16 protein-coding genes are annotated in these 20,393 nt (G+C 59.9%); 8 read left to right on the top strand and 8 right to left on the bottom strand.

Going from position 1 to position 20,393, the window contains the following annotated elements; genetic code table 11:
* Window positions 1-364: 364 nt before the first annotated feature.
* Window positions 365-1,288 carry a LysR family transcriptional regulator gene (locus AACY49_RS12535; protein ID WP_339524064.1) on the top strand — a complete coding sequence of 308 codons (924 nt, stop codon included), beginning with the start codon at window positions 365-367 and terminating at the stop codon, window positions 1,286-1,288.
* A 109-nt stretch (window positions 1,289-1,397) separates the two neighbouring features.
* Here AACY49_RS12535 and AACY49_RS12530 read toward each other — a convergent pair whose 3' ends face one another.
* From AACY49_RS12530 to AACY49_RS12520, 3 genes are all read right to left on the bottom strand, one after another.
* Window positions 1,398-2,126, bottom strand: coding sequence for an aspartate/glutamate racemase family protein (locus AACY49_RS12530; protein WP_339524031.1), 729 nt, complete (start codon window positions 2,124-2,126; stop codon window positions 1,398-1,400).
* A gap of 13 nt (window positions 2,127-2,139) precedes the next feature.
* The gene (locus tag AACY49_RS12525; protein ID WP_320391265.1) at window positions 2,140-3,681 is read right to left on the bottom strand and encodes an NCS1 family nucleobase:cation symporter-1; all 1,542 of its coding nucleotides are present in this window, start codon (window positions 3,679-3,681) and stop codon (window positions 2,140-2,142) included.
* Between the two features lie 579 nt (window positions 3,682-4,260).
* Window positions 4,261-5,001 (bottom strand): phosphoadenylyl-sulfate reductase, encoded by a 741-nt coding sequence (locus AACY49_RS12520; protein WP_339524029.1) that lies wholly within the window; start codon window positions 4,999-5,001, stop codon window positions 4,261-4,263.
* Window positions 5,002-5,174: 173 nt separating this feature from the next.
* On the opposite strand from AACY49_RS12520, the gene thrH reads away from it, so the two are divergent.
* A complete protein-coding gene (gene thrH, locus AACY49_RS12515) occupies window positions 5,175-5,792 on the top strand; it encodes a bifunctional phosphoserine phosphatase/homoserine phosphotransferase ThrH (protein WP_320391264.1) in 618 nt (205 codons plus the stop codon).
* A 52-nt stretch (window positions 5,793-5,844) separates the two neighbouring features.
* Here thrH and pabB read toward each other — a convergent pair whose 3' ends face one another.
* From pabB to rloA, 4 genes are all read right to left on the bottom strand, one after another.
* Window positions 5,845-7,182, bottom strand: coding sequence for an aminodeoxychorismate synthase component I (gene pabB, locus AACY49_RS12510; protein WP_339524027.1), 1,338 nt, complete (start codon window positions 7,180-7,182; stop codon window positions 5,845-5,847).
* Window positions 7,183-7,384: 202 nt separating this feature from the next.
* Window positions 7,385-8,371: an alpha-L-glutamate ligase-like protein gene (locus AACY49_RS12505; RefSeq protein WP_339524025.1), complete on the bottom strand. Its 987-nt coding sequence runs from the start codon at window positions 8,369-8,371 to the stop codon at window positions 7,385-7,387.
* Window positions 8,371-9,906 carry an osmotic stress tolerance membrane protein RloB gene (gene rloB / locus AACY49_RS12500; RefSeq protein WP_339524023.1) on the bottom strand — a complete coding sequence of 512 codons (1,536 nt, stop codon included), beginning with the start codon at window positions 9,904-9,906 and terminating at the stop codon, window positions 8,371-8,373. The genes AACY49_RS12505 and rloB overlap by 1 nt, the downstream gene beginning before the upstream one ends.
* 5 nt (window positions 9,907-9,911) lie before the next feature.
* Window positions 9,912-10,448: a retropepsin-like aspartic peptidase RloA gene (rloA, locus tag AACY49_RS12495; protein WP_258696786.1), complete on the bottom strand. Its 537-nt coding sequence runs from the start codon at window positions 10,446-10,448 to the stop codon at window positions 9,912-9,914.
* A gap of 297 nt (window positions 10,449-10,745) precedes the next feature.
* Between rloA and AACY49_RS12490 the strand changes: the two genes are divergently transcribed.
* The 6 genes from AACY49_RS12490 to prpD all read left to right on the top strand — a co-directional run bounded on the left by AACY49_RS12490 (window position 10,746) and on the right by prpD (window position 19,370).
* Complete coding sequence (locus AACY49_RS12490; RefSeq protein ID WP_007902102.1) at window positions 10,746-11,468, top strand: GntR family transcriptional regulator; 723 nt, start codon at window positions 10,746-10,748, stop codon at window positions 11,466-11,468.
* Window positions 11,465-12,355 (top strand): methylisocitrate lyase, encoded by an 891-nt coding sequence (gene prpB / locus AACY49_RS12485; protein ID WP_339524021.1) that lies wholly within the window; start codon window positions 11,465-11,467, stop codon window positions 12,353-12,355. Before AACY49_RS12490 ends, prpB begins: the two co-directional genes overlap by 4 nt.
* 143 nt (window positions 12,356-12,498) lie before the next feature.
* The gene (gene prpC, locus AACY49_RS12480) at window positions 12,499-13,626 is read left to right on the top strand and encodes a bifunctional 2-methylcitrate synthase/citrate synthase (RefSeq protein ID WP_320391259.1); all 1,128 of its coding nucleotides are present in this window, start codon (window positions 12,499-12,501) and stop codon (window positions 13,624-13,626) included.
* 204 nt (window positions 13,627-13,830) lie between these two features.
* Window positions 13,831-16,428, top strand: a complete 2,598-nt coding sequence (gene acnD, locus AACY49_RS12475) for a Fe/S-dependent 2-methylisocitrate dehydratase AcnD (protein ID WP_339524020.1) — start codon at window positions 13,831-13,833, stop codon at window positions 16,426-16,428.
* A gap of 51 nt (window positions 16,429-16,479) precedes the next feature.
* On the top strand, window positions 16,480-17,682 hold the full coding sequence (gene prpF / locus AACY49_RS12470) for a 2-methylaconitate cis-trans isomerase PrpF (RefSeq protein ID WP_339524019.1): 1,203 nt from the start codon (window positions 16,480-16,482) through the stop codon (window positions 17,680-17,682).
* Window positions 17,683-17,885: 203 nt separating this feature from the next.
* Entirely contained in the window at window positions 17,886-19,370 is a 1,485-nt protein-coding gene (gene prpD, locus AACY49_RS12465) for a 2-methylcitrate dehydratase (RefSeq protein WP_339524017.1), read from the top strand.
* Between the two features lie 133 nt (window positions 19,371-19,503).
* Here the strand turns inward: prpD and ppsR are convergent, their stop codons facing one another.
* Window positions 19,504-20,322, bottom strand: a complete 819-nt coding sequence (gene ppsR, locus AACY49_RS12460) for a posphoenolpyruvate synthetase regulatory kinase/phosphorylase PpsR (protein WP_258696780.1) — start codon at window positions 20,320-20,322, stop codon at window positions 19,504-19,506.
* Between the last annotated feature and the right edge of the window lie 71 nt (window positions 20,323-20,393).

Below are 20,393 nucleotides of genomic sequence, written 5' to 3'. Positions count from 1 at the left end.
CCTGATTGGGTGCAGGGGCGCTGACAGCGGGGGAAAAATGAGCGAGCGTACTGGGATTTTTCAACAGCTATCACAATGAGTAGCTGAGGGGGAGATGAGGCTTAGCTTAAATTCCCTCCCTACACCGTTTCCGATGACACTCCATAGAATTGTCAGCTTTATTTCCAAAACCTACAAAAGGTCCTGGCCATCTCGCAAGCGCCGAAGGCCGCTTACGCCCGGTAGTTAAACTGAAGGTTCAGTTTAGGCGGCGATAGCTCATTTCAATTTCTGGTGAATTCATTTTATTTTCTAATGATTACTGAAGTGAGGGTAGACCGTCATTGCTATAGTCTGTGTAAACCAAAAGTTTATAGTGATGCCTATGGAAGCCTTCAGCAGTATCGAATGCTTCGTGCGTAGCGCCGAGGTCGGCAGCTTCGCCGAAGCCGCGCGACGCTTGAGCCTGACGCCGGCAGCAGTGGGCAAGAGCGTCGCCAAGCTGGAGGCGCGACTGGGTGTGCGGCTCTTCCAGCGCAGCACGCGCAGCTTGACGCTCACCGAGGCCGGTCAGCTGTTTCTCGGCGAAGTCAGCGCCAGCCTGCACACGATCCAGAATGCCGTGGCCAACCTGGCCAGCGCCGAAGGACGCCCGGCGGGAACGCTGAAGGTCAGCATGGGCACGGTGTTCGGGCGTTTGTACATCGTACCGTTGCTCGGAGAGTTTCTGCGGCGCTTTCCGGCGATCAACCCGGACTGGCATTTCGACAACCGCCAGGTTGACCTGATCGGCCAGGGTTTCGATGCGGCGATTGGTGGCGGATTCGAGCTGCCCCAAGGCTTGGTGGCGCGCAAGCTGACGTCCGCTCATCGGGTGTTGGTGGCCTCAGCCGAGTACCTGGCGGGGCACGAGGCGATCGTCGAGCCCGACGACCTCAAGCACCACGATGGCATCTTGATACGGTCGCCGCAGACGGGGCGCGTGCGTTCCTGGCAGTTGACCAGCCGAACCCGGCAACACAGCCCGCTGACACTCAAGGCGCGGATGACCATGAGCGATTCGCAAGCCGCTTGTGCCGCGGCGGCCCAGGGTTTGGGCATCGCATTGGTCAGCATGCCGTTCGCCGTGGGCTATCTGGATGCCGAAACGTTGCAGCGGGTGTTGCCCGACTGGCATGTCGACGACGGCAACATCTCTATCTATTACGCCGAGCACAAACTGCTGCCGGGCAAGACCCGGGCGTTTGTCGATTTCATCATTGAGCAGTTTGCGGAGCAGGGGTTGGGGCAGCGATTTAGTGCGCTTTGAACCTGGCATAAGACCGAGGTGTGGCCATCGCGGGCAAGCCACGCTCCCACAGGGTGTTGTGCAAAACCCTGTGGGAGCGTGGCTTGCCCGCGATAAACGATAACGCGATCTACCGCCCCAACCGCCCCGGCCAACCAATAATGGTCTTCGGCCGAGGCGTCGCATACGTCCGCACTTTCGACGTCGACAACCCCAACCGCACCAGTGATTCGGCAATGGTCACCGCCGCCGTCACGCCATCCACCACCGGTACGCCGGTGCGCTGACGAATCTGTTCATCCAGCCCGGCCATGCCGCCACAGCCCAGGCAAATCACCTCGGCCTTGTCCTCGCTCACCGCCAATTCCGCCTGCCGGACAATCGCCTCCAGCGCACGCTCTGGATCGGATTCCAGCTCCAGTACCGCCAACCCGCTGGCCCGCACCGACGCGCAGCGGTCCCAGAGCCCGGACAATTTGAGGCGATCCTCGATCAGCGGCACGGTACGGTCCAGGGTGGTGACCACCGAGTAGGCATGGCCGAGGAACATCGCGGTGCTGGCGCCGGCATCGGTGATGTCCACCACCGGCACGTTGAGCAACTCCTGCAAACCTTCGCGACCGTGCTCGCCATACCCGGCCTGGATCACCGCATCGAAGGGCTGGTCGTAGGACATGACCCGATCCATCACCGCGATGGCGGCCAGGTAGCTTTCGAAATTGCCTTCGATGGAGTCGGCACCAAAATGCGGAGTCAGGCCGATGATTTGCGTGCCGGGCGAGGCCACGGATTGGGCTTGGCGGGCGATGGCCTGGGTGATGGATTCGGTGGTATTGACGTTGACCACGAGAATTCGCATGGGAAGTCCTTTATTAATGGCTGACATTATCGACCGCGATGGCTTCGCCGCTGACATCGGCGTAGTAGGGCTGCCGTTTGGCGATGATCAGGTAAAGCATCCCTGCAATTGCGGCGCCAATCAGCCAGGAGAACGGCGATACGTTGTCGAAACCTGGAGCCAGGGCCAGGACAATGGCGATCATGGCTGCCGGAATGAACGCCGCCACGGCACGCAGATTGACGCCATAGCTGTAGTAATAATCGCCATCGGGATCTTCGCTGTACAACTGCGGCACGTTGATCCGGCCTTTTCGTACCTGCCAGTAGTCGACCATGATCACCCCGTACAACGGGCCGAGCAGGGCGCCGAGGCCGGACAGGAAATACACGATCACCAGCGGGCTGTTGTAGAGGTTCCACGGCAGGATCAGCACCGCGATGGTTGCACTGATCAGCCCGGCGCGGCGGAAGGTCAGGTACTTGGGCGCCAGGTTGCTCAGGACGAAGGCCGGGGCCACGAAGTTGGCCATGATGTTCACTGCCACGGTGACAATCAGGAACGCCAGGCAACCGAGTACCAGAAAGAAGGTATTGGGAATCGACGCGATGATCTCCGTCGGGCTTTCGATGATCCGGCCATTGATCTGAAATTGCGCACCGCATAGCAGGACGGTGATCCCGGCGAACACCAGAATGTTGACGGGCAGGCCCCAGAAATTTCCGACCCGGATGGTCTTGCGGCAGGGCGAAGAGCGGGCGAAGTCGCAGAAGTTCAGGATCAACGTGCCGTAGATCGATAGCCACAAGGCGCCGCCGGCAAAGATGTTGCGCCACATCTCGCCGCCGGTCAGTGGTTCGCGAATCGACCAGGCAATGGTGGCGTTGGCCTGGAAGTACATCCACCCGGCGAGGGCGGCGACGGTCAGTAAAATCACCGGGCCGGCAAACGCCTCGTAACGTCGCACCATTTCCATGCCATAGGCCAGAATCGCCAACTGCACGAACCAGATCGCCACGAAACACACCCAGCCCAGGCTCGACAGCCCGAGGATCGAGTTATGGTCGTAATCGGCGAAGCCGGGATGCACCGCCGTCAGCAATACGCGAAAGACCACTGACGCCAGGTACGTCTGAATTCCAAACCAGGCAATGGCGATAATGGCGCGAATCAATGCAGGAATCTGCGCCCCATGGATGCCGAAACTGATGCGGCTGATCACCGGAAACGGCACACCGGTTTTCTGGCCCATGTAACCGGACAGGTTCATGAAGCAATACACCAGCGTCGCACCGATTCCCAGGGACAGCAGAATCTGCCAGCCGCCCAGGCCCAGTGCGTACAGGCCAATGGCGAAGGAGTAGTTGGCAATGTTGTGCACATCGTTTGTCCACAGGGCAAAGATGCTGTAACGACCCCAGCGCCGGCCTTCAGCCTTGGTCGGTGCCAGGTCCTTGTTGTGCAGGCGGGGGCTGAGCACGACGGGTGGCTGAAACGTTTGATCGTGAATGACAGACGTGGAAAGGGGGGAGGGCAGATCCAGCGCGATGTTGTTATCGGGGAGGCTAGTACGCATTCCGGCAGGCTCCTGAAGCTCGTTGCCGCGATGACTGTGCATGAGCGTGGGCTCGACAAATCTTCGTCGCGGGCGGGAGGGCATCCTTGGGTTACGGGGCATCTGCAGCCTGTACGGGATAGGGCGCTTCAGGCTTGCGGATCTAAAGTGTGTGTATGTTTCTGTATTTATTGTATACAAAACATGTGTTCACTTAAGCCAGATTTGTGCCAATCCCTGATCTATTAATTTCAGCGTTAATTTCGTTTTGTTATTGATTGAAGCTAAGTAGCTGAAAAAATGGCGATATAAATTGACCGATTGAACAGGTATTTATTTCGACGGAGATTTTCTGGAAATGATCGACTGAGGAAGTCAGGAGAGGGGGATGTAACTTTTTGGGGCTTTGAAACTAGAAGTGAACACAAATATGGCACTTATGGTGACATTTATGTGTACATAATTATTCTGGTTGACCCAGGATCAGTGTGGGAGCGGGCTTGCTCGCGAAGAGGCAGTCACGTTCAACACTGATGTTGACTGACAGTCCGCCTTCGCGAGCAAGCCCGCTCCCACAGGGGATTGCATAGGGCGAGGGGGTCAGGCCTTGGATTTGCTGATGATATTGCCCGCATGCAGCCCGCATTCTTTCTGCGTGGCTTCTTCCCACCACCAACGACCTTCGCGCTCATGCTGGTTCGGCAGCACTGGGCGGGTGCAAGGCTCGCAACCGATGCTGATGAACCCGCGCTCATGCAGGCTGTTGTACGGCAGCTCCAGCATGCGGATGTAGCCCCAGATCTCTTCGCTGGTCATCTGTGCCAGCGGGTTGAATTTGTACAGGGTGCGCTCCGGCGTGGAGAACGCGGTGTCGATTTCCAGCACCACGACGGCGCTGCGGGTGCCCGGGCTCTGGTCCCGACGCTGGCCGGTGGCCCAGGCGGTCACGCCAGACAGTTTGCGACGCAGCGGCTCGATCTTGCGAATGCCGCAGCACTCGCCATGGCCGTCCTTGTAGAAACTGAACAGGCCTTTTTCCTTCACGAAAGGTTCGAGTTTGGTGTAGTCCGGCGACACCACTTCGATGTCTATCTTGTAGTGCTCGCGCACCTGTTCGATGAAGCGGTAGGTCTCGGGGTGCAAGCGGCCGGTGTCGAGGCTGAACACTTTGACGTTTTTGTTCAGCTTCCAGGCCATGTCCACCAGCACCACATCCTCGGCGCCGCTGAAAGATATCCACAGGTCATCGCCGAACTCGGCAAACGCGAGTTTCAGGATGTCCTGAGCGGATTTGTTGGCATAGGTCGTGGCGAGTTCCACGACATCGAACGATGGGCTCATCAGGTCGGCTTCCTACAGGTCGGTGGCGCTGGGCGCTCTATATGTGCCTGATGGTAACAAAATCCTGCGGCGGCTGGTGTGCCCTCTGCGTTGCACAGAGGGAGGCTAGTCGCTAGAGTTCGGCAGTCCCTTTGCTCGCTCGACTCAATAAACAGTACAAATAGGAGTGTCTTGTGGAAATTGCCTGTCTGGATCTTGAAGGTGTGCTGGTCCCGGAAATCTGGATCGCCTTTGCCGAAAAAACCGGGATCGACTCCCTCAGGGCTACCACTCGGGACATTCCCGACTACGACGTGTTGATGAAGCAGCGCCTGCGGATTCTCGACGAGCACGGCCTGAAGCTTTCCGACATCCAGGAAGTGATCGCCACGCTCAAGCCCCTGGAGGGCGCCATCGAGTTCGTCGACTGGCTGCGTGAGCGTTTTCAGGTGGTGATTCTGTCAGACACCTTTTACGAATTTTCCCAGCCGCTGATGCGCCAGCTGGGCTTCCCGACTTTGCTTTGCCATCGCTTGATCACTGACGATGCCGGTCGGGTCACGGGCTATCAGTTGCGTCAGAAAGATCCCAAGCGTCAGTCGGTGTTGGCGTTCAAGAGCCTCTACTATCGGGTGATTGCGGCGGGCGACTCCTACAACGACACCACGATGCTGGGCGAGGCGGATGCCGGGATTCTGTTCCATGCGCCGGACAATGTGATTCGCGAGTTTCCACAGTTCCCGGCGGTGCACAGCTTTGCCGAGTTGAAGCAGGAATTCATCAAGGCTTCGAACCGCAACCTGAGCCTGTAAACCCGATCCTGTGGCGAGGGAGCTTGCTCCCTCGCCACATAAAAGTGCGGTATCAGAGGCTCTGCAACGTATCGAGCAACACCTTCACCTTGGTAATCGATTCCTGATACTCCGCCTGCCAATCCGAATCCGCGACGATCCCGCCGCCGCCCCAGCAGCACACCTGCCCATCCTTGACCAACAAACTGCGAATGGCGATGGAGCTGTCCATCTCCCCGCGCACGTCCAGGTACAGCAATGAACCGCAGTACAACCCACGACGGGTCGGTTCCAGCTCATCGATGATCTGCATGGCCCGAATCTTCGGCGCGCCGGTAATCGAACCGCCGGGGAAGCTGCCGGCGATCAGATCCAGCGCATCCTTGTCATCCGCCAGCTCGCCGGTAACGCTGCTCACCAGATGATGCACGTTCGGATAGCTTTCCAGACTGAACAGCTCCGGCACCCGCACCGAGCCGATGCGGCAGGTACGACCGAGGTCGTTGCGCAGCAGGTCGACGATCATCAGATTTTCCGCGCGGTCCTTGGGGCTGGCCAGCAGTTCGGCGGCGTTCGCCGCATCTTCAGCAGCGGTCAGCCCGCGGGGGCGGGTGCCTTTGATCGGGCGGGTTTCGACGTGGCGTTCGCTGACTTTGACGAAACGCTCCGGCGACAGGCTCAGCACGGCGCCGCCGTCGGGCAGGCTCTGGAAGCCGGAAAACGGTGTCGGGCACGCCGCCCGCAGCGCGCAATAGGCGGCCCACGGATCGCCCTGGCATTGCGCGCGAAAGCGCTGGGCGAAGTTGACCTGATAGCAGTCGCCGGCCTGGATGTACTGCTGAATGCGTTCGAGAGCCTGCCGATAGTCATCGGCGCTCAGGTCGGCGTTCATCGGGCCGTCCAGTTTGAAAGGCTGGACTTTCTGAGGTGCCGGTTGGGTGAACAGTTCGATCAGTCGCTGTCGTTCGCTGTCGATCAGCGTCGGGTGGAACACTAGTTGACTGGTGGCCAGGTGGTGATCGCTGATCAGTGCCCAGTCGTACAGCCCGAAACGTGCATCGGGCAAATGCAGGTCGTCCCGCGCCTGGCTCGGCAGGTGTTCCAGATGCCGGCCAAAGTCGTAGCTCAGGTAGCCGATCAGGCCACCGGCGAAAGGCAGGTCGACAGGAACAGTGGCTTCACCGAGTCGGGTCAGGTTGTCGCGAAGGCGTTGCAGGAAATGGCTGCCGCTTTCATTCGGTAATACAGCCAGTTGCTCCAGCGGCCAGGCGCTGAGCAGGTCATAACGCCCGCGCTCGGCGCTCGGCCGGCCGCTGTCGAGCAGCACGGCACCGGGGGCATGACAAATCGCCGCGAAGTACTCGGCGGGGTTGGCGCGATAGGGCAGCGGGTGTACGGAACAGGTCAACATGGGCGGGGCAGATCAGCCATCGAGGCGGGGGAGCGATTGTAGTCCTCTGCAGGATTTGCTCCTAGAGGGGATGTCGGGGATTGGCAGGTTGAGAGCTTTAGTGACTGTCAGTCAGCCATCGCGAGCAGGCTCGCTCCCACAGGGTTTAGCGCGGTCCTTGTGGGAGCGAGCCTGCTCGCGATGGCAGCACTTCGGTCTTGGATCAGCCCTCAACCGCTGGAATATGCCCAAACATTTCCTGAACGAACTCCACGCGTTCCTGCACCGTTTCGGTTATCCCGCGCGCTTTCAATTCTTCCAGTCGCGCTTCGATCGCGTGGGTGCGCAACGTCAATCCGCAATCGTTGGCAATCTGAATGTTCAACCCGGGCCGGGCGTTAAGCTCAAGAATCAGCGGGCCTTTTTCCTGGTCGAGCACCATGTCGACACCGATGTAACCCAGCCCGCACAGCTCATAACAGCCGGCGGCGAGTTTCATGAAGCCGTCCCAGTAGGGCAGTTGCACGCCGTCCACCGCGTTGGTGGTGTCCGGGTGTTTGTTGATGATGTTGTTCAGCCAGGTGCCGCGCAATGTCAGGCCGGTGGCCAGATCGACACCGACGCCGATGGCGCCCTGGTGCAGGTTGGCTTTGCCACCGGACTGGCGCGTTGGCAGGCGCAACATGGCCATCACCGGATAGCCCATCAGCACGATGATGCGGATGTCCGGCACGCCTTCATAGCTGATGCTTTTGAAGATCTGGTCCGGGGTCACGCGGTACTCGATCAATGCACGGTCACGGTGACCGCCCAGGGAATACAGGCCGGTCAGGATGCTGGAAATCTGATGCTCGATTTCCTCGTGGCTGATGATCTTGCCCGACACCGTGCGGTAACGGCCCTCGAAGCGGTCGGCGATCACCAGAATGCCATCACCGCCGGCGCCCTGGGCTGGTTTGACCACGAAATCGGTGCGCCCGCCAATGATCTCGCCGAGGTTGTCGATTTCCTTCTCGGTGGAGATCACGCCGTACAGCTCCGGCACGTGGATGCCGGCGGCGATGGCGCGCTCCTTGGTGATGATCTTGTCATCGACGATCGGGTACAGGCTGCGCTTGTTGTACTTGAGCACGTAGTCTGCGTTACGCCGATTGATCCCCATGATGCCCCGGGCCTCCAGGGCTTTCCAGGTCTTCCAGAGACCGAACATCAGGCGTCAGCCTCCTTCAGGAAAGCCTTGAAACGCACCAGTTCGGTCAGGCGGTAACCGCGATAGCGACCCATGGCCAGCATGAAGCCCACCAGAATCAGCAGGACCGCCGGGAAGGTGAACACGAAGTACACCAGCTCCGGCACGCTCATGATCAGGTGCGCCAGGGAGGCGGCGAACAGCGTGCCGATCGCCACTTTCATCGCGTGGCCGCCACCGCGCTCTTCCCAGGTGATCGACAGGCGTTCGATGGTCATGGTCAGAATCACCATCGGGAACAGCGCCACCGACAACCCGCGTTCCAGGCCGAGTTTGTGGCTGAACAGGCTGATCGCCGCGATCAGCACCACCACGAAGGTCAGCACCACCGACAGCCTAGGCAGCATTTGCAGCTTCAAGTGCTCAAGGTAGGAGCGCAGCGACAGCCCCAGCGCCGTGATGATGGTAAACAGCACGATGCCGAAGCCGAGCTGGGTTTCCCGGAAGGCGAGGGCGATCAGCACCGGGGTAAAGGTGCCGAGTGTCTGAATGCCGATCAGGTTGCGCAGGATCAGGATCACCAGCACGCCGATCGGGATCATCACCATGATCATGAAGGTCTGCTGGGTTTCCAGCGGCAGGCCGTACAGCGAGTAATCGAGGAAATTGGCGTCGGAGTTTTCGTCGGTCAGCTTGGCCAGGCGAATGGCGTTCATTTCGCTGTTGTTCAGGCTGAACGTGACGTTGGCTTTTTTGCCGCCATCGACGGTGATCAGGTTTTCATCGCCGGCCCACCACAGCAAACGGTCAGTGGGCAGGCCTTGTTCGCCGGTTTCCGGGTTGAAGTACAGCCAGTCGGTACCGTTGAAGCTGCGCAACCAGAGTTCAGGCATTTGCGGCTGATCGGCCACCAGGCGGATGGTGTGGACCTTTTCCACCGGCACGTGGGCGATGGACAGTACCAGCTCGACGATTTTGGCTTTGTTCACGGTGGACGGATCGCCCGCCAGCAGCAGTTTCACGTTGTCATCGTTGAGATTGTTGACGCGCTTGATGGCTTCGCCGATGAAGGTTTCGACGTCGGCCGAATGCTGGCGAATCGGTGCGAGCAGGGCTTCGGCAGCGATTTTTTCCGGGCCTTCGACGGCGATGCTGTCGCGGAAGGTCGGCCCTTTGACCTTGGATTTTTCGCCGCTGTAGCGCTTGGTCAGCACCAGACGGTAATAAAGGGTCTGGTTGCCTTTGGCCCGACGCGCCGACCAGGTGACCTTGCGGTTGCCGTCGACGCGGTTCACCGCCACACCGTAGTTATTGGAAATGAAACTCTCGTTGAGGCTCACATAGTCGCGGCTCAGCGGCGGCACGAACATCTGGATCTTGATCGGGTCTTTGGCGTTGGCGACGAACTCGACCTTGGCGTCGATGTTCCACAAGTCGTCCGTGGCGTCTTCGGTTACCGGAATTCCGAGCACGAAAATCTGATAGGCCGTAACTGAAATGCCCAGCACCACCAGGATGGCGATCAGCAATTTCAGGTGGAGGGTAAGAGAGCGCATTGGAATTACTCTGCGGTATGTGCGTCGGTGGCGCAGGCAGGTTTGCCAGCAGCGTATTTAAGACTTGGGTCAACCAGCGCGTCGAAGCGCTTGAGCGCCTCGGAGCCGATCAAGAGCGGGTATTGGAAGGCACTGCGGTCGGTCAAGTTCACTTCGATACTGCGTAAAGCCGAACCCATGCAAATATCCAGCTCGATGACCGGACGGGCGGTGTACTTCTTGCCTTCTTCCGGGTCGTAGTCGCCGGCCCGGCGCTTGATCTTGCTGACACGGGCCAGAGGTCGTTCGATCGGGTGCGAATGCGCGGCGTCGATGGCCAGATAGAAACGCACCCAGGATTCGCCATTGCGTTTGAAACGCTTGATGTCGCGGGCGCTCAACGAAGCGGTTTTCGCCCCAGTGTCGAGTTTGGCGGCGACTTCCAGGTTGATGCCGTCCAGCGAAGCGTACTCATTGAGGCCGTACACAGTCTTTTCCCCTGCCGCGGTGAAACCTGACAGGCCAAGAAGACAAAGGAATGTGGTGAAGAGCTTGAGTCTCATAAATCCTGATGCGCAGCGGTCCGTTCTTCAATTCAAGGCCCTGGCATTGCTGCACAAGCTCCCTCGTATGCCTGTCCACTTTTTATGACCGGCAATGCAGATGACAAGCAAATGCGGGCGGCATTCTAGCACGGTGGTTTTATGGCGCCAGCGCTGGCGGGCGGCTATAAACAGGGGTTCTGCTTCGTTATGGTGCAGCCAGTTATTAGACGATTGTCGACAATACCTATTTATCCTTTGACGTAACTGGTCTTATTCGCTAATTTTTGCCACATTGGTTTTCAAGGTGTCGACAATATGCTGGATCAACTCGATCCCCCAGTCACGGTACAGGACGACTCGGAGACACTTTCCGAAAATGTCTTCCGACGCATTCAGGCGGCTATCGTCAAGGGTGAGATCGCTCCGGGCAGCAAGATCTCCGAACCGGAGCTGGCGCGCACCTACGGCATCAGTCGCGGGCCGTTGCGTGAGGCGATTCACCGTCTGGAAGGCCAGCGCTTGCTGGTTCGCGTGCCGCACGTCGGGGCGCGGGTGGTGTCGCTGAGCCACGCCGAGCTGCTGGAGCTCTACGAAATTCGCGAATCCCTGGAAGGCATGGCCTGCCGTCTGGCGGCCGAACGCATGACGGTCGAAGAAATCGACGAACTGCGCCGGGTGCTCGAAACTCATGAGCGCGATGCGGCATTTCAGGCAGGCGTCGGCTATTACCAGCAGGAAGGCGATTTCGACTTTCATTACCGGATCATCCAGGGCAGCGGCAACCGCACCCTGACCCAGATGCTTTGTGGCGAGCTCTATCAGTTGGTGCGCATGTACCGCATCCAGTTTTCCACCACGCCCAATCGGCCGCGCCAGGCGTTTGCCGAGCATCACCGCATTCTTGATGCCATCGCCGACCGTGACGGTGAATTGGCCGAGTTGTTGATGCGCCGTCACATCGGCGCCTCCAAACGCAATATCGCCCGTCACTATCAGGACGGCGCTAACCCGACAGCCACTGAACGAGGTGAGTCATGAGTTCCAGCAAGAGCACTCCAGGCCAGCGTTTCCGCGATGCGGTCGCCAGCGAGCATCCGCTGCAAGTGGTAGGCACGATCAACGCCAACCACGCACTGCTGGCCAAGCGCGCCGGTTTCAAGGCGATTTACCTGTCGGGCGGCGGGGTGGCTGCCGGCTCCCTCGGCGTACCGGACCTGGGGATTACCGGCCTGGATGACGTGTTGACCGACGTGCGCCGTATCACCGACGTTTGCGACCTGCCGCTGCTGGTAGACGTGGACACCGGTTTCGGTTCCTCGGCGTTCAACGTCGCTCGTACCGTCAAGTCGATGATCAAGTTCGGCGCGGCGGCGATTCATATCGAAGACCAGGTCGGCGCCAAGCGCTGCGGCCATCGTCCTAATAAGGAGATCGTCTCGCAGCAGGAAATGGTCGACCGCATCAAGGCCGCCGTCGACGCGCGCACCGACGATAGCTTCGTGATCATGGCCCGCACCGACGCTTTGGCGGTGGAAGGTCTGGAGTCTGCGCTGGATCGCGCCGCCGCGTGCATCGAGGCCGGCGCCGACATGGTATTCCCGGAAGCGATCACTGAACTTGAAATGTACAAACTGTTCGCCAGCCGCGTGAAAGCGCCGATCCTGGCCAACATCACCGAGTTCGGCGCGACGCCGCTGTACACCACCGAGCAGCTCGCCGGTGCCGACGTGTCGTTGGTGCTGTACCCGCTGTCGGCGTTCCGCGCGATGAACAAGGCCGCGGAAAACGTCTACACCGCGATCCGCCGCGACGGCACGCAACAGAATGTCATCGACACCATGCAGACGCGCATGGAGCTTTACGATCGTATCGATTACCACACGTTCGAGCAGAAGCTCGATGCGTTGTTTGCCGCGAAGAAATAAAGATCAAGAGATCGCAGCCTTCGGCAGCTCCTACAGAGATGTCGTCAGGCTCGGTCAATGTAGGAGCTGCCGAAGGCTGCGATCTTTTCGGCATCACCCAAAAATTGCAGATTCCCTGACAAATTCAAAAACTGGAGACAGCAATGGCCGAAGCAAAAGTACTCAGTGGCGCCGGGCTCCGTGGCCAGGTGGCCGGGCAAACCGCACTGTCCACCGTGGGCCAGTCGGGCGCCGGCCTGACCTATCGCGGCTACGACGTTCGCGAACTGGCGGCTGACGCACAGTTCGAAGAGGTGGCCTATCTGCTGCTGTACGGCGAACTGCCGACCAAGGCGCAACTCGCTGCCTACACCCAGAAGCTGAGCAAACTGCGTGACCTGCCGCAAGCGCTCAAAGAAGTGCTGGAGCGCATCCCCGTCGACGCCCATCCGATGGACGTGATGCGCACCGGTTGCTCGTTTCTGGGCAACATCGAGCCCGAGCAAGACTTCACCGAGCAGCACGACAAAACCGACCGCCTGCTGGCCGCGTTCCCGGCGATCATGTGCTACTGGTATCGCTTCAGTCACGACGGCAAGCGCATCAACTGCGTGACCGACGAAGCCTGCATCGGCGGCCATTTCCTGCACCTGTTGCATGACAAGAAGCCGAGCGAGTTGCACGTCAAGGTGATGAACGTTTCGCTGATTCTCTACGCGGAACACGAGTTCAACGCCTCGACCTTCACCGCCCGGGTGTGTGCCTCGACCCTGTCGGATCTGTATTCCTGCATCACGGCGGCCATCGGCTCCCTGCGCGGCCCGCTGCACGGCGGCGCCAACGAAGCGGCGATGGAAATGATCGAACGCTTCTCGTCGCCTGAAGAGGCGGTCGAGGGCACCCTCGGCATGCTGGCGCGCAAGGACAAGATCATGGGCTTCGGCCACGCGATCTATAAAGACAACGATCCGCGCAATGAGGTGATCAAAGGCTGGTCGAAAAAACTCGCCGACGAAGTGGGCGACACCGTGCTGTTCCCGGTTTCCGAAGCCATCGACGCAACCATGTGGGAACAGAAGAAACTGTTCCCGAACGCCGATTTCTACCATGCCTCGACGTACCACTTCATGGGTATTCCGACCAAGTTGTTCACGCCGATTTTCGTCTGCTCGCGCCTGACCGGCTGGGCGGCCCACGTGTTCGAACAACGTGCCAACAACCGCATCATCCGTCCGAGCGCCGAGTACGTCGGCGTCGAACAGCGCAAGTTCGTGCCAATCGAACAACGCTGACCGGGAGGGCGCCGGCACAGGAACCGGAACAAAACGCAGATCCCTGTGGGAGCGGGCTTGCCCGCGATGACGGACTGACATCCAACATGGATGTCGACTGATACACCGCTATCGCGGGCAAGCCCGCTCCCACAGTGGATTGTGTTTGCTTCAATAGCTGCGCCAGGCCCCACCCTTTGAAACCACCGTGACCGAGTCCTGACGATGAACACAGAATTCCGCAAACCGCTGCCCGGCAGCCACCTGGATTATTTCGACGTCCGTGCGGCGGTCGATGCCATTACGCCTGGCGCCTACGACACCCTGCCGTACACCTCCCGCGTGCTGGCGGAAAACCTTGTGCGTCGCTGCGACCCGGCCACGCTCACCGAATCCCTGAAGCAATTCATCGAGCGCAAACGCGACCTCGACTTCCCGTGGTTTCCGGCCCGCGTGGTGTGCCACGACATTCTGGGGCAGACCGCCCTGGTGGACCTCGCCGGCCTGCGCGACGCCATCGCCCTGCAAGGCGGTGATCCGGCGCAAGTGAACCCGGTGGTGCCGACGCAACTGATCGTCGACCACTCCCTGGCTGTTGAGCGCGGAGGCTTCGATCCTGAGGCGTTCGAAAAGAACCGCGCCATCGAAGACCGTCGCAATGAAGACCGTTTCCACTTCATCAACTGGACCAAAAAGGCGTTCAAGAACGTCGACGTGATCCCGCCGGGCAACGGGATCATGCACCAGATCAACCTGGAGAAAATGTCGCCGGTGATCCAGGTGCGTGACGGCGTGGCCTTCCCTGATACCTGCGTCGGCACCGACAGTCACACCCCGCACGTCGATGCGCTGGGCGTGATCGCCATTGGTGTTGGTGGTCTGGAAGCGGAAAGCGTGATGCTCGGTCGCGCATCGTGGATGCGTCTGCCGGAAAGTGTCGGCGTCGAGCTCACTGGCAAGCTGCAACCGGGCATCACCGCCACCGACATGGTGCTGGCGCTGACCGAATACCTGCGCAAACAAAAAGTCGTCGGCGCGTGGCTGGAATTCTTCGGCGAAGGCGCATCAAACCTGACCCTGGGCGACCGCGCGACCATCTCCAACATGGCTCCGGAATACGGCGCCACGGCGGCGATGTTCTACATCGACCAGCAGACCATCGACTACCTGAAACTCACCGGCCGTGAAGACGAGCAGGTGCAATTGGTCGAGAACTACGCCAAGACCACGGGCCTGTGGGCCGACAGCCTCAAAGGCGCGCAATACGAGCGCGGGTTGAGCTTCGACCTGTCCTCGGTGGTGCGCAACATGGCAGGTCCAAGCAACCCGCACGCCCGTGTCGCCACGTCCGATCTCGCGGCGCAAGGCATCTCCGGCCAGTGGGACGACGTGCCCGGCCAAATGCCGGACGGCGCGGTGATCATCGCCGCCATCACCAGTTGCACCAACACCAGCAACCCGCGCAACGTCATTGCCGCAGGCCTGCTGGCGCGCAATGCCAACAAACTCGGGCTGGCCCGCAAACCGTGGGTTAAATCGTCCCTGGCGCCGGGCTCGAAAACTGTGGCGCTGTACCTGGACGAAGCGGGCCTGACCACCGAGCTGGAGCAACTCGGCTTCGGCGTCGTGGCTTTCGCCTGCACCACGTGCAATGGCATGTCCGGCGCGCTGGACCCGGTGATCCAGCAAGAAATCATCGACCGCGATCTGTATGCCACCGCAGTGCTGTCCGGTAACCGCAACTTCGACGGGCGGATTCACCCGTACGCCAAGAACGCGTTCCTCGCTTCGCCGCCGTTGGTAGTGGCTTACGCCATCGCTGGCACCATCCGTTTCGACATCGAAAAAGATGTGCTGGGCCTGGACGCGAACGGCAAGGAAATCCGCCTGAAAGACATCTGGCCGAGCGACGAAGAGATCGACGCGGTGGTGAAAGCTTCGGTCAAGCCGGAGCAGTTCCGTCAGGTTTATATTCCGATGTTCGCCATCCACGAAGACACCGGTCCGAAGGTCACGCCGCTGTATGACTGGCGCGAGATGAGCACCTACATCCGCCGTCCGCCGTACTGGGAGGGCGCGCTGGCCGGGGCGCGTCCGCTCAAGGGCATGCGCCCCTTGGCGGTGCTGCCGGACAACATCACCACCGATCACCTGTCGCCGTCCAACGCGATCATGCTCGACAGCGCGGCGGGCGAATACCTGGCGAAAATGGGCCTGCCGGAAGAGGACTTCAACTCCTACGCCACGCACCGTGGCGACCACTTGACCGCGCAACGCGCAACCTTCGCCAACCCGAAACTGTTCAACGAAATGGTTCAGGAAAACGGCAAGGTCAAGCAGGGTTCTCTCGCTCGCGTCGAGCCGGAAGGCAAAGTGATGCGCATGTGGGAAGCCATCGAAACCTACATGGAACGCAAGCAGCCGCTGATCATTATTGCTGGCGCGGACTACGGCCAGGGTTCGTCCCGGGACTGGGCGGCCAAAGGCGTGCGCCTGGCGGGTGTGGAAGCGATTGCCGCTGAAGGTTTCGAGCGTATCCACCGCACCAACCTGGTGGGCATGGGCGTGTTGCCGCTGGAGTTCAAACCGGGCACCGACCGCAAGACATTGGGCATCGATGGCAGCGAAACCTACGACGTGATCGGTGAGCGCACCCCGCGCGCCGAACTGACGCTGGTGATCAACCGCAAGAACGGCGAGCGCGTCGAAGTGCCGGTGACCTGCCGCCTCGACACCGCCGAAGAAGTCTCGATCTACGAGGCCGGCGGCGTGTTGCAGCGTTTCGCTCAAGACTTCCTCGAAGAATCGGCGGTTGCCGTTTAACACGACGAGCCGCGCGGGATCTTGAGTCCCGCGCTGGCCTACAGGATCAATATGGCTCACGCATCTCAAATTGCACCGCAGATCAAGATCCCCGCCACCTATATGCGTGGCGGCACCAGCAAAGGCGTGTTCTTCAGCCTGCAAGACTTGCCCGAAGCGGCACAAATTCCAGGGCCGGCTCGCGATGCGTTATTGCTGCGGGTGATCGGAAGCCCCGATCCGTACGAAAAGCAAATCGACGGCATGGGTGGTGCGACATCCAGCACCAGCAAAACCGTGATCTTGTCGAAAAGCATCAAGGCCGATCACGACGTCGATTACCTGTTCGGTCAGGTCTCCATCGACAAGCCCTTCGTCGATTGGAGCGGTAACTGCGGCAACCTGTCGGCGGCGGTCGGTTCGTTCGCCATCAGCAACGGCCTGGTGGACGCCAGCCGCATTCCGCACAACGGTGTGGCGGTAGTGCGCGTGTGGCAGGCCAACATTGGCAAGACCATCATCGCCCATGTGCCGATCACCAACGGTGAGGTCCAGGAAACCGGCGACTTCGAACTCGACGGCGTGACTTTTCCGGCGGCCGAAGTGCAGCTCGAATTCATGGAGCCGGCGGCGGAAGAAGAGGGGGGCGGTGGTTCGATGTTCCCCACCGGCAATCTGGTGGATGACCTCGAAGTGCCGGGCGTCGGTACGCTCAAGGCCACCCTGATCAACGCCGGCATCCCGACGATTTTCATCAACGCCGAAGACATCGGCTACACCGGCACCGAGTTGCAGGGCGCGATCAACGGCGACCTGAAAGCCCTGGCGATGTTCGAAACCATCCGCGCTTACGGCGCGCTGCGCATGGGGCTGATCCAGCACCTGGACGAAGCGGCCAAGCGTCAGCACACGCCGAAGGTGGCGTTCGTCGCCACGCCGGCGGATTACGTAGCCTCCAGCGGCAAGGCGATTGCGGCAACCGACGTCGATTTGCTGGTGCGCGCGCTGTCCATGGGCAAACTGCACCACGCGATGATGGGCACGGCAGCGGTGGCCATCGGCACGGCGGCGGCGATTTCCGGCACGCTGGTCAACCTGGCGGCGGGCGGCATCGAGCGCAACGCTGTACGCTTCGGTCATCCGTCCGGCACCTTGCGCGTGGGCGCAGAGGCCAGCCAGGTGAACGGCGAGTGGACCGTGAAAAAAGCCATCATGAGCCGCAGTGCGCGGGTGTTGATGGAAGGTTACGTCCGTGTGCCGGGTGATTCTTTCTAATCCCGACACAGAGCCAATGTGGGAGCGAGCCTGCTCGCGAAGAGGCCATGACATTCAGCATCAATGTTGCCTGTCACACCACCTTCGCGAGCAGGCTCGCTCCCACAGTTGATCTCGATTACCAAAATAAGAAAGTAGCGACTGACTGAGATTTAACCTGAACCGAGGTCCCATCAGCGAACCACTGACCGAGTGAATCGAACATGAGCGCCAACGTCGACCTGAACGACCGCCCCGACTACGACACGGTCCTGCAGGACATCGCCAACTACGTCCTAAATTTCAAAATCCAATCTTCAGAGGCGCTTGATACCGCCCGCAACTGCCTGATGGACACCCTCGGCTGCGGTCTGTTGGCCCTGCGTTTTCCCGAGTGCACCAAACACCTGGGGCCGATCGTCGAAGGCACGGTCGTGCCTTTCGGTGCTCGCGTGCCGGGTACGAGTTATCGTCTCGATCCGGTCAAGGCCGCGTGGGACATCGGTTGCATCGTCCGCTGGCTCGATTACAACGACACCTGGCTCGCTGCTGAATGGGGGCATCCGTCCGACAACCTGGGCGGTATTCTCGCGGTGGCCGATCACCTGTCGCAAAAATATTTGGCCAATGGCGACGCACCGTTGACCGTTCGCGCAGTGCTGGAAGCCATGATCATGGCTCACGAGATTCAAGGTGTTATCGCCCTGGAAAATTCGTTCAACCGCGTAGGCCTCGATCACGTGATTCTGGTGAAAGTCGCCTCGACCGCCGTCACCGCCAAACTCATGGGCGCCAACCGCGAGCAACTGCTGTCGGCGTTGTCCCACGCGTTTGCCGACGGCCAGGCGCTGCGCACTTACCGGCATGCGCCGAATGCCGGGTCGCGAAAGTCCTGGGCGGCAGGGGATGCGTCCAGCCGTGGTGTGCGTCTGGCGGACATCGCTATGCGTGGTGAAATGGGCATCCCCGGCGTACTGACCGCCAAACAATGGGGGTTCTACGATGTGCTGTTCAGCCACACCAACAACGACCTGGCGCTCAAGCCTGAAGACAAACGTGCCTTCAGCTTTTCCCGGCCGTTCGGCAGCTACGTGATGGAAAACGTGCTGTTCAAGATCAGCTTTCCCGCCGAGTTCCATGCGCAAACGGCCTGCGAGGCCGCCGTCACCCTGCACCCGCTGGTCAGAAACCGCCTGCACGAAATCGACAAAATTGTCATCACCACCCACGAATCGGCGATCCGCATCATCTCCAAGGTCGGCCCTCTGGCCAATGCCGCGGACCGCGATCACTGCATTCAGTACATGACCGCCGTACCGCTGGCCTTCGGCAATCTGGTGGCCGAGCGGTACGAAGACGATTTCCACGTCGCACATCCGATAATCGACGTGCTGCGCGACAAAATGGTCATCGTCGAAGACCCGCGCTTCACTCGCGAATACCTGGAGCCGGACAAACGCTCCATCGCCAATGCGCTGCAGGTGTTTTTCAAGGACGGCTCCAGCACCGAAAACGTGGTAGTGGAGTACCCGATTGGCCATCGTCGTCGCCGCACCGATGGTATCCCGCTGCTGGAAGACAAGTTCAAGGCCAATCTGGCAACGCGCTTCACGGCTCAGCGAAGTGCCGAGATCTTTGCGTTGTGCAAGGACCAGGTTGCGCTTGAGGCAACGCCGGTGAACCGGTTTGTGGATTTGTTTGTAATTTGAGGGACCGCGTTATCGTTCAATCGCGGGCAAGCCCGCTCCCACAGGTTCTCCATTGTTTGCAAATGTTGCATTCAACACAGAACCCTGTGGGAGCGGGCTTGCCCGCGATGGCGGTGGAACAGGCGCCGAGAATCTACTTGAACCGCCGCTCCACACCTTTCTCCACCAGAATCTTCGCCGAGATCTCTTCCACCGAGAAATGCGTGGAATTGATGTGGGGAATGTTCTCGCGTCGAAACAGATTCTCCACCTCGCGCACTTCGAATTCGCACTGGGCGTAGCTCGAGTAGCGGCTGTTGGGCTTGCGTTCGTTGCGGATGGCGGTGAGGCGGTCCGGGTCGATGGTCAGGCCGAACAGCTTGTGCTGATGGGCGCGCAGGGCGGTCGGCAGTTGCAGGCGCTCCATGTCGTCTTCGGTCAGCGGGTAATTGGCCGCGCGGATACCGAATTGCATGGCCATGTACAAACACGTCGGTGTTTTGCCGCATCGCGACACGCCTACTAGTATCAGGTCAGCTTTGTCGTAATAGTGGGTGCGGGCGCCATCGTCATTGTCGAGGGCGAAGTTCACCGCCTCGATCCGCTCCATGTAATTGGAGTTGCCACCGATGGAGTGGGATTTGCCGACGGTATAGGAAGAATGCTCGGTCAGTTCCTGTTCAAGGGGCGCCAGGAAGGTCGAGAAAATGTCGATCATGAAACCATTCGAGGTCGCGAGGATCTCACGAATGTCCTGATTGACAATAGTGTCGAAAATAATCGGACGAAAACCATCGTTTTCGGCGGCTTTGTTGATTTGTTGTACCATGGCCCGCGCTTTATCCGCGTTGTCGATGTAGGGCCGCGTGATTTTGCTGAAGGTAATGTTTTCGAACTGCGCCAGCAGGCTTTGGCCGAGGGTTTCGGCGGTAATGCCCGTGCCATCGGAGATAAAGAAAGCAGATCGTTTCATTTGCACCTTGGGCCTTAAGCTAGTGACGATTCTTGGATATAGTAGGCGCGATTTGTCGGCCGCCAATGGCC

The organism is Pseudomonas sp. EL_65y_Pfl2_R96 (genome assembly GCF_963970905.1).
Taxonomy (GTDB): domain Bacteria; phylum Pseudomonadota; class Gammaproteobacteria; order Pseudomonadales; family Pseudomonadaceae; genus Aquipseudomonas.
This window is presented reverse-complemented; position numbering and strand designations above follow the sequence as displayed.